The sequence below is a fragment of the Microcoleus sp. FACHB-831 genome (assembly GCF_014695585.1).
Classification (GTDB): Bacteria; Cyanobacteriota; Cyanobacteriia; order Cyanobacteriales; family FACHB-T130; genus FACHB-831.
In genome coordinates, this window is sequence record NZ_JACJON010000074.1 from 1 (window position 1) to 16,433 (window position 16,433).

The following is a 16,433-nucleotide window of genomic DNA, read 5'->3' on the forward strand; positions in this document are numbered from 1 at the left end:
CGTTCATCGCGGCTGGAATCTCTTTTGTGAAGGAAAATGTCTCTTTTTATACAAAAATAGCCTTTTTATCTCCGTAATTTCCGATTGTGACAGTTGTGGGTGCGGAATGTGGGTTATCAGTCTACCAAGGGCTGCCAATTAGTGTAAAAGCTGCCCAATAGTAGGGATGAGAAAGATTTTTGTCTTTAATTGCTGCAAGTGCTGGCGGTAGCGATACTTTCCCTCTGCTGTTGTGCAAGCTACCATCTTCTAAGCGTACCTTTCCTTGAATCATTGCTATCTGAGCTTGCCTAAGTGCTTCTCCTTTAATAGGGGCTGTTTGCAGCTGACGATAAAATTCTGTCATTAGCCCTAATGTACCTTCATCGCTGACGTACCACAGGCTGGCTAAAGCTGACTTTACTCCGCTTTGAACTGCTAAACCCGCAAAGCCTAACTCTGCTTCTTTATCCCCAATGGCAGTTCTACAAGCGCTTAACACTAATAGATCTACTGGTGGATTATTCCAACGCAACTGCCTCATTTTATCTAGTGTCAGCTTTTTGTCCCAAAACTGCACGTAGGAGTTGTTGGGCGAACCAGATTTGAAGTCTGCATGAGTTGCAAGGTGAATTATTTTAAAAGGCTGTTTGGTGCGTTGCGATTGTAGATTATTTAGAGTAAATTGTTGATTTAAGAACGATTTGCCCCGCCACAGATCTTTGGCGATCGCAGATAATTCTACTGGTACCGCAGGCAAAGGATTTTGGTCTTTAAATTCTGACGCACCCATTGCCAAAACTTGCGACTTCTTGATGTTTGCGTACAGCGTATCTGTAAATTTGAAGGCAGGGATGCGTCCGAGACTATATTTTTCTATTAGGAATTGTTTGCCATCATGTAATGCTGCCAGAGGTATGGTTCGTAAACCACCACCCATACAAAATACGATGGTATCTATGTTATTACTTTTTAAATCTGCTTCTATTGGTGCAATTAGCCATTGATAAAGTTGCTGTGCTTCTGGTAGATAGTTCTTAGGATTTCTCGCATTTGGGTTTGTAATACCTTGTCTGAATTGCCTAACTTTTGCTAAAAGTGCTTCGTTTCTAGCTTCGGTAATGCGCTTGTGAATAGGTTGGCTTTCAGGAGTAATCAATACAATTTCTAATTGCTGCGCCTGCGGAACTAAGTAAATTAACGCAGGCTTTTTCCCAGTCTGAGTCGCCATTTTGCCTAGCGTATCGGCAATATATTTAGTTGTCATTGCCCGATCGGAGAAATTTACCCCAAAGTAACCTTCATATTGCTTTTCCCAGGTTTGCTCGATTTGGGGTACTGCTTCAGTTATGTTCTCTTCATCAAGGGCAGTTTGTAATTTTGAGGGGGCAACAGCTTCTGCTAAAAGAATATTTTGTTCGACAATGTATTTGGTGGGAGTAATGTCGGAAATTGGGATAATACTTTGCGATCGCGCCTGTTGTGCTATACCAATTGTTGCCGCTAGTTGCAGTACTGTCACTAACAAGCTAAAGCCGATCGCTACTGATTTCATAACGGCCTCACTGAGGTTGAGATACTTAGAACTACTCGGCTGACCGATTCACTTCACCAACAGTATTTGTGCATATACTGCCGGATGCCAACTTTCTTTAGGAGTATTTTTTAAACGCTCAACATAAAAGGGACAGGCAACATGCCTGTCCCTAAATTCTAAACTTGCTTTAAGGGCGATCGCCTACCACAATTTGCTTTTCTTAATTTTGTGGCGCGTGCAAATAATGCAATGAGCGATCGCTTAATCTTCGTCTTAACCACCCCTCCGGCTTCTTGCTTCTGAACTGTTTTCAATGTCTCGACGGATATCGCTGAGCGACCGACCTCTTTCTAAGGTTCTTACCCAGCCTTCCATCCCATTGCTATCCGCATCGCGGCCTAGCAATTCTCGATAAATTTGGTTAATCCTTTGGCGTGCTTCTGAACTCCGAGCAACGGAACGACGGATATCGTTGAGGGACTGACCATCTTGTAAGGCTCTTACATGGTTTTGGATGCCGCTGTACTCAGCATCCCGACCCAGAACTTGTTGATAAATTCTATTAATTTCTGGGTAGTAGTTATTGCTGCGACGATTGGAATTTCGATCGTACCTATCGTCGTACTGCCCATTATTGTATCGCCCCTGCGGGTTGGCTCGCCGAATCTCGCGTTCTGTGGCCAGCCGTCCGCACACAACTTCGTTACGGATATTATCTACAACACATACTTGCTGCTGTGCGCGGACTGGCGCTGCAAGAAAAGGTGTTGATAGTAATGCTGCGATCGCCAGAATTTTTAATTTCATATAGTTACGTTCTCTAAATGCTTGTCTTTCTATTCAAAGTACCGTTGACTGAACTCTCCCCACTTCACCTACCTCGCTCATCCCATTGGGTGAGTTTTCCCTGCGCCCCTACTTTCCACCTTGTCTTGGTCTAGTTTCAAAATTGCTTTAATTCAGAGCCTTAAGGGCGATCGCATACAAGCTTTTTTTACCAAGCCGACCAAGACTGTATGCGAAACACTCTACACGCTAGGGCTAGGCTGGTAGGTTTTGCTAACATTTTCTATATCTTGTGACGATCCGGAAAAAAACTTGTTCCTGGCCTCTAAAAATATGAAAAAAAAAAGACAGGCAACCTGCCTGTCCCACAAATGCTAATTTAGCGGAGAAACTAGAAATTCATCTCGGCTGCTTGCACTTTTTCAACTTGCTTCTTCTTCAGCACCAGCATGACTTGAGATAGCATGATTGCAGCTAAGAATGCCATCAACCACTTAATCCGAGTTGGGCTTTGCAGCACAATTTCACCGTCTATCTGACCGAAGCCACCCACATTGGGATTGGTGGTCAAAGCGTCACCAGCTTTAACTTCTTGCCCTTCAGAGACAACAAGTTCTGGGCCAGCGGGAATTGTATCAACAACTGCATTGCCTTCTGCTGGCTGAATGCTGACTTGGTAGATTTGGTTGCCATCTTCGTTTTCTGAAGTGGCAATTTTAGTAATCTTGCCAGCTACAGAAGCGTTATAAATGGCGTTGTTGCTCTTTTCACCAGTCGGGTAAACCTGCCCTCGTCCTCGGTTTCCGCCTACGTGAATGGAGTACTTACCGAAGTAGACTCCTTTCTGTGTAGCTGGGTTAGGAGAAAGAACTGGGAAGACAATTTCTTGATATTGATCGCCCGGTATGGGGCCAATCAAAACCACGTTTTCTGTGTCTTCGTTGTAGGGTTGGTAAAAGAGATCCCCGATTTTTTCCTTCATTTCTTCAGGAATTCTATCTTCGGGGGCAATTTTGAAGCCTTCGGGCAACATCAACACAGCACCCACGTTTAAGGGGCCTTTGGTGCCATCAGCGACTACCTGCTGCACGCTTTTGTCGTAGGGAATTTTAACTACGGCTTCAAAAACGGTGTCTGGTAGAACCGATTGGGGGACTTCAAGTTGGGTGGGTTTGGCACCGAGGTGACAGTTGGCACACACAATCCGCCCCGTTGCTTCGCGGGGGGTTTGCGGATACGTTTGCTGCGCCCAGAAGGGATAGGCAGCAGCTGATTGGGGAAGGGCTAAATCGCTGGCGAGGAATAAGGCACAAGTGGCGATCGCAAGTATAACGATTCTAGCGATCGCCTGCTTGCCGCCTTTGCCTATCGCCGATAAACAAACTTTTCTCATCTCAATACGGAAAGGATTTTGTGACCGATCTCAAACAATTTTGGATTTTAGATTTGGGATTTTAGATTCAATCTAAAATCTCAAATCTAAAATCTCTACGCCCACCAAGGATCTTCGCCAGTCCGGAAGTCAGTTTCCGTCCAAGGCGTGAACGTAACCTTGTCGTCCGCTACTGCTGCGTGTACCAGTCCTAGCGACAAGGGTGCTGGCCCGCGTACCACTTTGCCCGTGTTGTCATACTGAGAACCGTGACAGGGGCAAATAAATCTGTTCTCGCCCGAATTCCAAGGCACGACGCAGCCCAAGTGAGTGCATACGGCGTTTAAGCCGTAATTTTCAATTGCTTTGTCTTCGGTCACTATTATGTAGGTGGGGTCTCCTTTGAAGCCTTGAGCTAGTGAGCGTTCGCCAGCATTATGGCTTCCCAAAAACTCGCTCACCAGAATGTCATTCCCTAAAGCATCCTTAGCAGTTAAACCACCGCCAGATCCCCCACTTGATGGCGGAATGAAGTATTTGACTACTGGATAAAGCGCCCCCAGAGCTGTTCCTGTAACGGCACCAAAAGCCAGAAAATTCATAAATTGGCGACGCCCCATATCGGGCACGTCTGCTGAGCCAGAAAGTTGAGCCATAACTTACGCGCTTAGTATGTATCTACAGCAAACAACTCTGGGAATATTCCCAGAATATTTAACATCTTGCTGCTAAATTGTGTATCAGAAGGCAGCAGCCCGCCTTAGGCAATCCCTTTGAGGAACTGGTTTACAGCCTTGCTAGGGGTATTATTGCATTATTTGACGCCCGTCTCATAGATTACAAAATGTAAAGTTCGTCGTAAAACCCAGCCATGACCGGAAAGGACTTACGCCAAATGCTGCTAAATAAATGGGGACGCTCTTATGATGTCCAGGTGCGACGGACTAGCGGCAAGATATTTGTCCAAGTGATGTGGAAGTACTTGGAACAGGCGTCTTTTCCGCTTACGGAAGCCGAATACATAGCCCACCTGGACGAAATCGCCAGTTATCTCAATGGTTTCGCTGCCTTTACACAGGTGGAGAATTATATTGAACAAACACGCGAGCGCCCCCGATTGGGTAAAGCTGTTAGCATTGCCCTAAACTTAGGCGAACGCGCTTCTGAATGGATACTTTAAAATCGGACTGGGGATTAAGTAGAGACGCCGATAAGCTCGCGTCTCAGTTTTGAATTAATAACTCCTGACTTTTCACTCTTCCCAATTCCCCATTCCCTAATAATTTTTAGCGACCCAACAGCTTTACCAAACCGATACCGCCGAAGTAAAGTCCTAGCACTGCACCAGCGAGGAGACTTTGGGTGAGGGGGTCTGTGGAGGGGGTAAGAACGGCTCCCAAAACAGTTGCTGCAAGTATAACGTAGCGCCACCCAGCGAGCATTTGTTTTGAAGAAACAATTCCCAACAAACCAAATAATACTTGGATGATAGGGATTTGAAATGCTAATCCGGTGCTGAATAATAACAACAGGACGAACTCAAAATAGCGGTCGATTGACCACAGCTGTTCTACTACATCTTCACCATAATTGATAAAGAAATTAAGCGCGGCTGGGATAAGAAGATAGTAGGCAAAAACCAAGCCACCTATGAATAGCAGGCTGGAACCGAACACCACTGGTGCTACCAATCGTCTTTCCCGGCGCGTCAGCCCTGGTAGAACAAACTGCGCGATTTGGTAGAGGATAAAAGGGCTAGATACAAGCAAGCCGCTGTAACCTGCAACTTTAAGGGAGACAAAGAAAAATTCTCCCGGTGCTAATTGGAGAAACTTGACGCTACCTGCTGGTACTTCCAACAGTTGGACAATTGGCTTTACAAATACGAAGCAGCCGAGCATGCCAACAGCAACGGCTATCAGCGCATAGAAAATACGCCACCGCAACTCCTCCAAGTGGTCGAATAGCGACATTTCGACATCAGCGGGCAGTTCGTCGAGATGTCCATCTTCGTTGTTGATGGTGGGCAGTTCTAAGCCTGTACCCGAACGAAGTAACGGGTCGGCATCTAAACTTTCCTGGGGTGGAGTCTCCAGTTCTGAGGGCGTCATGGGAGTCAGGCTTGCATCAATGATTTGTTGACTATTTTAGGCATGGTTGATGGTTCATGGGGAATCATTCGGGCGGAGCGATCGCGGGCAATAGTACAGGCAGCAAGTTAGGAGTTACCCAATACTCAGCCTGCCTTAGGGGCCGCTACGCTAACATTACGTTGTCCTACGCATTAACCGATGGCCAAGTTAATATTTATTTTGCTGATGCAGTTGGTGTTGCAGGTGGGTGTTCTGCTGAGTGTTTAGCCCACCTTTGGGAAATTTCGGGATTGTACACTCGCAGGTAGTTCCAGTAGTTTCCAAACACTTGCTTGACGTACCATTTTGTTTCTTCAAAGGGAATAGCTTCGACAAATTCATCTAGTTCGCCAGCTCCCTTCTGGGCAAGCCATTTGGATACATTACCAGGGCCAGCATTGTAGCTGGCGATCGCTAACATCGAATTATTTTTGTATTGGTCGTGGGTGTGGCCGAGATACCAACTGCCTAGTCTGATGTTGTCGTTAGGATTTTCCGGGTTATATTCCTTAAGTCCGATTTGTTGAGCTACCCAAGCACCTGTAGTGGGCATAACCTGCATTAACCCAACAGCACCAGCAACAGATTTAATTTTAGGCATAAATCGCGATTCCTGCCGAACTACAGCTGTTACGAGCAGGGGATTTACCTTGTGTTGGGTTGACCATTTTTCAATGAGATCGACGTAGGGAAATGGGTACAAAGCTTGCCAGTAAAGGGCTTGTTCCTTAAGCGCTTCGTAAGCTGCTCGATCTTCTTTTGTCTCCCTGTCTTCCAAAGTACCAACCTCAGTAATGCCTTCAAGGTATTCCCCTTGTGTCATTCGCATCTGGGCGTTGGTAAATTGTTCTGCAACAGTTGGCTGCACGCGGTTTTGAAATTCTGCCTGCCACAGCGTCCAACTATCACGGTCTTGGCCTAGCTGGTAAAGTTCTTTCAACGTCGCTGAACCTGCTGGTAACACAGGACGCTCTGAAGGTCGTGCTAGTTTGGGGGACAAGCTTCGTACTGTAGTAAAGTCCCCGACGCCAGGCCAGCCTAGCATTGCGGCAGAGCGCCAAGCATAGTAAGACTGTGGGTAATTGCTTACTACATACTCAAAGGCTGCTTTCGCCTCTTGCTGCTTGCCCAGCCGCTTCGCCCATTTGCCTACCCAATAGCCTGCTCTAGAAGCAAATTTACTATTCGGGTTTTGGGTTGCAATCGGTTCAGCAAATTGCCAAGCTCCTTGTATATCTCCACGAGCTGCCCTAGTTTCAGCTTCGGTCCACCGATATTCTGCCGCAGCTTCCGAGCTGCCATATTTACTGAGCAATTGTTGACGAGCAACAGCCGCCGCTTTGGTGCTTTTAAGCTGGTCGAGGACTTTGGCTTGGGCTACGAGGGCAGCACCTGCTTGATCTGGGTACCCCGCGATTACCTTATCAAAAGCGGGCACGGCATCTAGCGGCTGTGCTAAAGAAGCGGCACGCAGGAGGCTGAGGCCAGTTTCTGGAGTGTTGGGGAATTCTGTTTCGACCAGCTCGTAAGCGACTTTGGCTTCCGATCTTTTGCCGCCCAGGTCTAGCGCTCTAGCAACGAGATAGGCGTTGCGGGGTGTACGAGCGGCTTTTTCATAAGCAGCACTGGCTTTAAAGTACTCCTTTTTTTCCATATAGGCGTTGGCGATCGCTTCCCACTCTTCCGGCTTTAAGGTTATTCCGGTTTTACCATCTGGGGAAGCAGGAGGCTGATTGACTAACCGATCTAAAATCTCGGTTATTTTGGGTGTTTTTGGGGCATATTTAGCTAACGCCAACAGTAATTGCGGCTGATTTGGATCTTTCTCCAACTCACGACGGGCAATTTCAAGGCTGCGGGGATGGCTAGGAAATTCGGCGATCGCTTGCTGCCAATATTTTGGATTTGTTTTACCCAGTACGAACAAAGCTTCAGCTGCTACTGGCTCTTTGGGATATTTTTTCAGCAACTCTTCCCATGCTGTCTGTGCTTTTTGCGTGTCGCCAGTTAATTCATATGCTTGGGCGCGTTTCATAGCGACATGTGACGCTAGAACTCGATAGTCTCCTTCCAATCCTTCTAACAAATCGAGGGCTTTTTTTCCTTGCTTCTGTTGAATCAAGTCTGATGCTAGAAGATAACGGGCGCGATCGCGGTTTTCCGATTTTGGCTCGTTTGCGAGCGCTTCTAACTTTCCTGCCCGCTCTGCCGGAGGTAGCTCTGCTAGGGGCAGCACTGGCGTTTGCGGATTACCGCTTTGTTTGGGGCTTAACTGCTCGAAAGAGCGCCCTAATCCTGCCCATTGGCCTTGAAAATTGCCTATTTTTGTTGACACAGCGGCTCCAGCTATGAGAGCAAGTATCCCTGGCCATACAAAGTGAGAAATTTTCTTTTTCCGTCGTTGCTTGAACATCGATCCTCGTCAGCCCGACAATTACAACAACCAAGAGTTACTGATGTTACTAGGTGGGCTACTAATAGCTCCCCCGCCAACTATATCTAGCTGCCCTCAAATCTGAGGGGTGCGGTTTTTTTACCTGTGACATTTTTTTATGCGATCGCTCGTAGCTATTCGCAGCCAATAAAGCACTGAACAGCAGGCATCGCTACTCTGTAGAACATCGCATATCGCACGCTCTTTGCGATGTTCTTAAGTCGTATCCCCAACTAGGTAATGCGATCCCTTATGCAACACTAGCTAATTTAGAAGCAATAAGCTCATTTTCAGTAGACTACCGAGGATATTTCTTTTGCACAAGAGCCGCTTGACAATTCCAGGCAAACACGACCTTCATTTTAAACCCTCAACTGCCCGGTTTTTACCCCAATAGGCATACTATGGCGAGCAATTCCTCATTTAATTAATTTTTGTTAATCGTAGTGATTTCCTGCCTGTATTCTCACAGAGCTGATTCTATCCTGAGTATCTTTAATTTTTGATCGATACTTGTTAAAGGTACTTCATCATAAATAGAACAAGGGATGGAAATTAGAGCGATTGATACGCGGGGGTTGGACTGGACTGGAGACGCCCTAGCAATTGGATTATTTGAAGATGCCGTAGAGTTGACTGGCGATTTGGCTTCTCTTGATGAAAAGCTAGCCGGGACGATGCAGGAGCTGATTTCTGAGACTGAATTTAAGGGAAAACCAGGTAGCAGCGCTGTTACTCGCGTCGGCAGTAATAGCCCCATCCGCAAAATTATCCTAGTGGGATTAGGTAAACAAGATGGGCTAAAATTAGACGCTCTGCGGCGGGCAGCGGCTGTTGTTGCACGTTCGGCCAAAAAGGAGAGGTGCAAAACTCTGGCTCTTAGCCTGCCCATCTTCAATGATGATGCTTCCTCGACGGCTCAGGCACTAGCAGAAGGCATACACCTCGCCCTACACCAGGATAATCGCTTTAAATCAGAATCCGAAGACAAGGGGCCTGCACTCGAAACAGTCGATTTACTAGGTTTGAGCGGTCAAGATGAGGCTATTACCCGTGCGGGGCAAATCGCTGCGGGTGTTATTTTGGCAAGGGAATTGGTGACTGCGCCTGCAAATGCAGTTACGCCTATTACTATGGCAGAAACAGCACAAGCGATCGCGCACGAACATGGCCTAGCTTTAGAAATCCTGGAACGAGAAGAATGTGAAAAGTTGGGCATGGGCGCTTTCTTGGGTGTTGCCCAAGCTTCCGATTTACCGCCCAAGTTCATCCACCTCACCTACAAACCAGAAGGAACGCCCCGCCGCAAAGTGGCAATTGTCGGTAAGGGTCTAACTTTTGACTCTGGCGGACTGAACATCAAAGGTGCTGGCAGTGGCATCGAAACCATGAAAATGGATATGGGTGGCGCTGCGGCAACTTTGGGCGCCGCTAAGGCAATCGGTCAGATTAAACCCGATATCGAGGTTCACTTTATCTCCGCCGTAACCGAGAACATGATCAGCGGTCGCGCCATGCGCCCAGGCGATATCCTCACCGCCTCCAATGGCAAAACGATTGAGGTCAACAATACTGACGCCGAAGGTCGTCTTACCCTCGCGGATGCCCTAGTGTTTGCCGATAAGCTGGGAGTTGATGCCATCGTTGACTTAGCGACGCTTACTGGTGCTTGCATCATTGCCTTGGGCGATGATATTGCTGGCATGTGGAGTCCCGACGATGCGCTTGCCGCCCAAATTGCTCAAGCATCTGAACTCGCTGGCGAAAAGATGTGGCGGATGCCTTTAGAAGAAAAATATTTTGAAGGTATCAAGTCCCCAATTGCCGACATGAAAAACACTGGCCCTCGTGGTGGTGGGTCGATTACGGCGGCGCTGTTCCTCAAGCAATTTGTTAAGGATACGCCTTGGGCGCACTTAGACGTTGCTGGGCCAGTTTGGAGTGATAAAGAAAACGGCTACAACAATTCTGGCGCTACTGGCTACCCCGTCCGCACCTTAGTTAATTGGGTATTGGGCAACAACTAATTTTTGAGCGATCGCTTGTTAGTTGTTAGCAGTTAATTGTTAGTTCATTGTTCGTTGAAAAACGAACAATGAACCATCAACATTAGTTTTATAATCCTCAACATTTTGCTAAAGCAGGGGCTTTAGGCGCGATTAGAACCATTTCTTGTTCTATAACTTCTTGGCGAATGCAGTGAGCTTTATGATTGACTTTTCGCGAGAAAACGGCTATTGCTAAATATTTCCAAGCTGTTAGTGAAAACATTGCTGGATAAGCCATCGCCAATGCAGTTGCAGGTTTTCTTTGCTTCAAACTAACTACGCTCCAATGCAACTTGAGATAGCCGTGAATATCTTCAAGGGCTGGTAAAGATGAGCGATGGTTTTCACTCACTAACTTATATATGCGGTCTTTGATCAAGATACTTGTATCTAGCCGCTTTTCTAGGGAAAACTTTTTATTATATCCACCCGGCCACAGCGTCCGGTAGGCGAGATAATCATTTAAAAATACCGCATCCCCATACTGTGCGATTCTCACCCAAGAGTCGATGTCGTCGCAGTTGGTGTCTAAAGCAGAATCCCAGCCGCCTGACTTAATAAAAGCATCTCTTTGAAAGGCGACTTGCACTGGCGTACCAAAAGGTACAACTTCCATCAACATACCGTAGTGGATATCTTCCTGGGGCACGTAAAATGACTTCCCTGGACCGCTAGACTGGGTGCGGGTGATTTCGGAACCGCTGTCATCGACTTGAATGGCTTGACAGGAACAGAGAACCGCTTGGGGACGTTTAGCGATCGCTCTGCTCATTTCTTCTATACAATTGGGAGCCAGATAATCATCGTCATCTAGCGGCTTTATCCATTGTCCCCTGGCTGCACTGACGCCAGCATTTAGCGTTGCTGAGTGTCCGAGATTAACTGAGTTGCGCTGGTAAACTACGCGATCGCCTAAACTGCTGATATATTCTTGCGTACCATCATCCGAGCAGTCATCTGCCACCACAACTTCACAAGGCCAGGTTTGAGCCAGAGCCGATTCTACAGCCCGCCGCAACAAGGGTAAACGATTATAGGTTGTTATAACAATGCTGAATTTCATTATGTAAGGCATCCCCCTGCTTAGATGTTGAGTGCTTTATGGCTCGTAAACATTTGGTCAATCGGTAATTTTATGAGCTGAGAACGGAGACTTTTCTGTGTTCCTTCCAGTACCTTTGGTAAAGTCCTTTTTTTGGCTGTATTGAAAATATTTAGGTAAGTTTTTCCGACCCCAATAGTTAGAGCAGATTTGCGAGTTTCGCAATAGCGCAAAGTTTACGCCTCCCTGACGGATAACTACCGCAAATGGGGCAAACGACTTTGGATGCTGCGAAATTCTGATGCACCTAAGACAATTGTGCTTCCTCGTTCGCGATCGCGCCTCAGCAAGTCAACGTATTTTTTTTATCACTAGAAAAAGTTTTTTCCCGTCCCTCCCGTAATTTCTCGGAGTTACGGACGCTATTGTAAAGTTGTCTTTTATTACTTTTAGACTATAGTATGATGTAACCAAAGGTCAGCGAGCTGCGCTCGCGCTACTGTCATCGGCCAAAAGTATGGAAAATGCTTGTAATGGCGATGTCACCACGATTGGGGAAGGGAACGTTTCGCCACTTTTTAGCTGATAAAGTTAGCTAATGAACATTTAAATCGGTTGCGTTCAAGTCTTGTTAAAAAAGTAACAATTCCTCTATTTACCACAATAGGTAGCTTAAAGGTGTGACAGCTTATTAAGTTTTGGGGGTAGCAATCGTAGCGATCGCTCTTTTATGGAACAAAACGCGCCAAAATGCCCAAGGCGATCGTTCTTTTTGTTGAATTATAAGATAGCATCCAACGCAACAAAAAGCGCAACGCCCAACGCCCAAGTGATGGCAACAATAAAAGTAGCAGCCGTCTCAAGATCTCTTGCAATAGCCAAAGCAGCAACACGGTTGCTAACTGAAGGAATGGATGCAATAACCAAAATTCGTCTAACTTACTAATAATTGTGGCGGCTACGATTAGCAAAGATAGACCCCAAGAGAGCCAACTTAACAATAGATATGTTTTGAGACGCAGGCTGTTTAGCAGTTGAGAGATTAGCCAGTAGTGTGCAGTAGCGATCGCTCTACACCTTTCTCCATTCTCCAAACAATCGCGCCTAATTTGATGAATAACATCCCCATCGAGGGCAATTACACTCCGCATCACGATAGTTTCAGCGGCTAAGTGTTGGCTTACAGGTTGATAGTAATAGCTACAGAAAGTTAAGCCAGACTGTAAGCGGCTTTCTGCATCCAATAGCGCATAAGAGCGCAACGCAGCCAGCAGATGCCGAGGAATGTAGAGGCCTCTTCCAGTTGCTTTGGCTAGTAGAATGCGATCGAGGACTGTTGGATGTAAGTTAAATCTAATAAAGCGAGACTGTACCCGCTTTTGCTCGTCTTTGACTTCCTCGATTTTAATATACTCTTCTAGATTCAGGTCTTGCCTAGAGGAAATAGAAAAATAATTTCGCACTAGCGTCTGCACTCACACCAATTTAATATTCTGGATATCCGGATGCTGAGCTTAATTCATACTTCAAAATTTGCAGTTTTGTTCAATTGCGGTTATTAGAGCCGTTGATCGAAGCAACTCTACTAGCAAGGGATTCCACTAAATTTACCATAAACTCTAATAGTCCGTGCCACTGCTTTTCGCCAGATATAACTCCTTCTCTGTGTATATCTAAAATAATATCTTTATGGGCATGATCTAAAACTTTTTCATGGTAACGATTGATAATATCGCCATCCAACTGCATAACTGTTTGGGCATAGATAAGGTCAGTTGTAACATCCTCTTCAGGGTCTTCTGAATTATCTGCCTCACTTTTTCTAAGCGCCCTATTGCGATTATCAAGCGCCGCTTTCAGCTCATTAATCTTACGCAAACTGCGTAAAAATCGGCCATCGCTAAGAATAATTTGAATCTTTTCAATCTCAGCAATCGGATTAGCAGATGCGCTCAGAGGGTTAGGAAGTTTTGTATTTTGAGGGTCTATTTGTATCCCTGTATCACCGAGTATTTGGTAATATTCCCTTAATTCTGGAGCTTCCATTTCTGAAGCTTCATTCTCAATCAGGTACAGGCAATACTCCATTTCCAGCTTTTTGCGTATATTCAGGTAACGAGCTTGCAGCGACGGATGGATTTTCCTGTTTTCAATATATTGGGGGGATATCAGGTAAATGTCTCGATACGCTTCCCAAGCAATAAACTTGTTGCCAGTAATCTGCTCCACGACCATAGTATTTACTTCTAAAGCCGTGATGTCAATTAACACATCGCTTAGGGAACTTAGAAAGTTGTCTAATTTCCTCCGCAGACGAGGATTAACATCTTTGACTTTTTTCCTTTGAGAATTTACCACAGTTATTTTCCTACCTATTCGCGATTGCTCTGGGTGCTGGGTTTACTCGGCGGTGGAGGTGGGGGTACGGTTGGCTGGGAAGGTAGTAGACCAGCAAAAGGATCATCGTCGTCGAAAGCAGCTAGTAAATCTGAGTTATCGCTGCTAACTTCAGATAGATCTAAAGATAAGTCCCCATCGGGTAACTGGTCAAACAGCGAATCTTCTATACTGGGGGATGGTGATGGGGGTTTGGTTTGTGGCGGTGATGGTTGTGCAAACAAATCATCTATCGCATCGCCAGAAACATCACTAAGGCTGGCGATCGCGTCTGGTGTATCCAACCAATCAGAATTATCCTCAAAGACAATTGTTTCTTCAAATTGGTCGTCTTCCAAGTTTGGCGTTAAGCCAGAAGTGCGATCGCGACCCGCCTCGACTTCTACAGCGGTAATGTCTGCAAAAATATCAAACTGGTCAAACTCATTGTTTGTCTGAGATGAATTAGCACCCCCAGACATTACCTCTGAGGTCCCTGGGTAAGGTTCCAGTTCTTCAAGGGAAAACTCTTCCCAGTTTTCTATTGCCAAATCACCAGCCATACCATTCTGCATCAGTGGGACGCCGAACGGGTCTGCTTCCTCGACAACCAGTTCCTCCCACCCTTCATCTGTGTCTAGATCTAAAGACCCCAGACTTGGTATTCCTGTCTGTTGGGGAGGTTCCGGCTCCACCAAGTCGCCCCACTCGTCCTCTGTACCCAAGCCTAAAGACTCCAAACTTGGTGTTGCTTCTGGTGATGCTTGCGGCTCCAACAAATCACCCCACTCGTCCTCTGTGCCCAAACTTGGTGTTGCTTCTGGTGATGCTTCCGGCTCCACCAAGTCGCCCCACTCGTCCTCTGTGCCCAAGTCTAAAGACTCCAAACTTGGTGTTGCTGCTGTTGGAGGTTCTAGGTCTTGATCCACCAAGTCGCCCCAGTCTTCATTGGTGTCTAAAGCTAAAGACTCTAGGCTTGATGCTGGTGGTGAGGATTCTAGATCCCCTAAGTCTACCCAGTTTTCGTCTGTACCCAAGTCTAAAGATTCTAAACTTGGTGCTGTTGGTACAGCTTCTTCGTCTACTAAGTCACCCCAATTTTCATCCGTCCCCAAGTCTAAAAATTCCAAACTTGGTGCTGGTGATGCTGAGGCTTGTTCTTGGGCAAAATTGGTCCAGTTTTCATCCGTGCCTAAGTCTAAAGATTCTAGATTTAGTTCTGGTGATGCTGAGGCTGGTTGTTCTACTAAGTCCGCCCAGTTTTCATCCGTCCCCAAGTCTAAAGATTCCAAAGTTGGTGCTGCTGTGGGTGAGTCTTCAGCATCCACTACGCCTCCCCAGCTTTCATCCGTCCCCAAGTCTAAAGATTCCAAACTTGGTGCTGCTGATGCTGATAAGTGTTCGCTGGCCAAATTTGGCCAGTTTTCATCTGTGCCTAAGTCTAAAGATTCTAAGCTTGGTGCTGCTGTTGGCTCGTCTTCAGCATCCCCCAAGTCCACCCAGTTTTCATCTATGCCCAAGCCTATAGCTTCCAAACTTATTGCTGCTGAGAGGGGCGGGGGTTGATCTGCAAGCAAGTCCCCCCAATCCTCATCGCTATTGGCTGGACTTTCTTCTGGGAAAGGTTCCAGTTGGTCTAATACCGAGCCATCTTCGCTTACCAATTCGTCAGTGTCTTGATGTGGAGGATTGGTGCGCGGCTCTTCTGGAAAAGACTCCAGTTGATTTAATAGCGACTCCTCCGACCATTCGAGATCTGTGTCTAGGTTTGCGGTATCTTCTGGGGAGGCAGTTGAAGCTTCCAAATCGTTGTAGCTTGTGAAGTCATCCTGCTCAGAAGCGAGATTTCCTCTGCTTTCTTGTGGAAAAGCCTCTAACTGGTCTAATACTGAATCAGCATTTTCGTCTGAAAACAGGTCTGTTACTGCATCTGGCGATGCTGGTGCTTCTGAGAAAGGCTCTAGTTCATCTAATATCGAATCCGCCGAGTTGGATTCTGTTTCTAAGTCGGCTGGGTGTAGATTTTCTCGATCGGCCAAGCTTCCAGCGATCGCTGCTGTTCCCCCTACAACTATGGTTGTCCCTAGTGTTGCTGGCGTCCAAGGGAAGTTATCGGGTTGCGCTTGGTTTGTTGGGGCGTCTGTGGGAGCGATCGCGTCAAAGTCAAACTCATCATTTGAGTAAGCTTGGGCGTTTCTATCAGCGATCGCTCTCGTCTCATCGGGAAAGGGCGGCTCAATATCGTATACTTCCGCCTCAATTGCCTGATTTGCCCCACTATTCTCATCTGGCGGCAAAAACTCCGGCTCCCCACCAGGCAACAACGCTGGCTCAAAGTCTTCAGCATCGGGATTTGTTTGCCGCAGTTTCACCAAAATCCCAAATAACTTTTGCAAACTCTTGAGGTTGTTCTCAATAAATTTGTGGCTGTCCTGAACTTGCTGCTGGTGGAATTGTCGCAGTTCTCTGTAAGGCCCGCCCCCAATAAACTTGTTGCCAACCTCGTTCTCTATATCGCCTCCGACCATATTGATGCGGGTTCGCAGGCGATGACCGGGTAAGGATCGCTCTACTCCAGAGGAAGAAACCTTGGCGTCTGAGTCTTCAGACAATGACACCCATGTGGTAATTTCCAACTCTGCGGCTTTGCCCAGTGCTAGGGCAAGAGCCTCAACTATTTTGCCAGCTTTGAGTTGTTCTTTGAAGTCGTCACTAGACGCCATGATC

At 46.6% G+C, this 16,433-nt stretch carries 12 protein-coding genes; 2 read left to right on the forward strand and 10 right to left on the reverse strand.

The window, feature by feature from the left end; genetic code table 11:
* Positions 1 to 121: 121 nt before the first annotated feature.
* The 4 genes from H6F77_RS23210 to petC all read right to left on the reverse strand — a co-directional run bounded on the left by H6F77_RS23210 (position 122) and on the right by petC (position 4,330).
* A complete protein-coding gene (locus H6F77_RS23210; protein WP_190491286.1) occupies positions 122 to 1,534 on the reverse strand; it encodes a CHAT domain-containing protein in 1,413 nt (470 codons plus the stop codon).
* A gap of 255 nt (positions 1,535 to 1,789) precedes the next feature.
* Positions 1,790 to 2,323 (reverse strand): DUF4214 domain-containing protein, encoded by a 534-nt coding sequence (locus tag H6F77_RS23215; protein ID WP_190491287.1) that lies wholly within the window; start codon positions 2,321 to 2,323, stop codon positions 1,790 to 1,792.
* 370 nt (positions 2,324 to 2,693) lie between these two features.
* Positions 2,694 to 3,695 (reverse strand): cytochrome f, encoded by a 1,002-nt coding sequence (gene petA / locus H6F77_RS23220; protein WP_190491288.1) that lies wholly within the window; start codon positions 3,693 to 3,695, stop codon positions 2,694 to 2,696.
* A gap of 95 nt (positions 3,696 to 3,790) precedes the next feature.
* The gene (petC, locus tag H6F77_RS23225; RefSeq protein ID WP_190491289.1) at positions 3,791 to 4,330 is read right to left on the reverse strand and encodes a cytochrome b6-f complex iron-sulfur subunit; all 540 of its coding nucleotides are present in this window, start codon (positions 4,328 to 4,330) and stop codon (positions 3,791 to 3,793) included.
* Between the two features lie 215 nt (positions 4,331 to 4,545).
* On the opposite strand from petC, the gene H6F77_RS23230 reads away from it, so the two are divergent.
* Positions 4,546 to 4,854: a DUF3067 family protein gene (locus tag H6F77_RS23230; RefSeq protein ID WP_190491290.1), complete on the forward strand. Its 309-nt coding sequence runs from the start codon at positions 4,546 to 4,548 to the stop codon at positions 4,852 to 4,854.
* Between the two features lie 106 nt (positions 4,855 to 4,960).
* On the opposite strand, the gene tatC is transcribed toward H6F77_RS23230, so the two are convergent.
* Positions 4,961 to 5,785, reverse strand: coding sequence for a twin-arginine translocase subunit TatC (gene tatC, locus H6F77_RS23235; protein ID WP_190491291.1), 825 nt, complete (start codon positions 5,783 to 5,785; stop codon positions 4,961 to 4,963).
* A gap of 196 nt (positions 5,786 to 5,981) precedes the next feature.
* A complete protein-coding gene (locus H6F77_RS23240) occupies positions 5,982 to 8,141 on the reverse strand; it encodes a lytic transglycosylase domain-containing protein (RefSeq protein WP_309228905.1) in 2,160 nt (719 codons plus the stop codon).
* A gap of 647 nt (positions 8,142 to 8,788) precedes the next feature.
* On the opposite strand from H6F77_RS23240, the gene H6F77_RS23245 reads away from it, so the two are divergent.
* Entirely contained in the window at positions 8,789 to 10,267 is a 1,479-nt protein-coding gene (locus tag H6F77_RS23245; RefSeq protein ID WP_190491293.1) for a leucyl aminopeptidase, read from the forward strand.
* A gap of 97 nt (positions 10,268 to 10,364) precedes the next feature.
* Here the strand turns inward: H6F77_RS23245 and H6F77_RS23250 are convergent, their stop codons facing one another.
* From H6F77_RS23250 to H6F77_RS23265, 4 genes are all read right to left on the reverse strand, one after another.
* Positions 10,365 to 11,351 (reverse strand): glycosyltransferase family 2 protein, encoded by a 987-nt coding sequence (locus tag H6F77_RS23250; protein ID WP_190491294.1) that lies wholly within the window; start codon positions 11,349 to 11,351, stop codon positions 10,365 to 10,367.
* Positions 11,352 to 12,058: 707 nt separating this feature from the next.
* On the reverse strand, positions 12,059 to 12,793 hold the full coding sequence (locus H6F77_RS23255) for a hypothetical protein (RefSeq protein ID WP_190491295.1): 735 nt from the start codon (positions 12,791 to 12,793) through the stop codon (positions 12,059 to 12,061).
* 82 nt (positions 12,794 to 12,875) lie between these two features.
* Positions 12,876 to 13,688: a DUF8581 family protein gene (locus tag H6F77_RS23260; protein ID WP_514131602.1), complete on the reverse strand. Its 813-nt coding sequence runs from the start codon at positions 13,686 to 13,688 to the stop codon at positions 12,876 to 12,878.
* Between the two features lie 14 nt (positions 13,689 to 13,702).
* Positions 13,703 to 16,429, reverse strand: coding sequence for a hypothetical protein (locus tag H6F77_RS23265; RefSeq protein WP_190491296.1), 2,727 nt, complete (start codon positions 16,427 to 16,429; stop codon positions 13,703 to 13,705).
* Positions 16,430 to 16,433 lie beyond the last annotated feature (4 nt).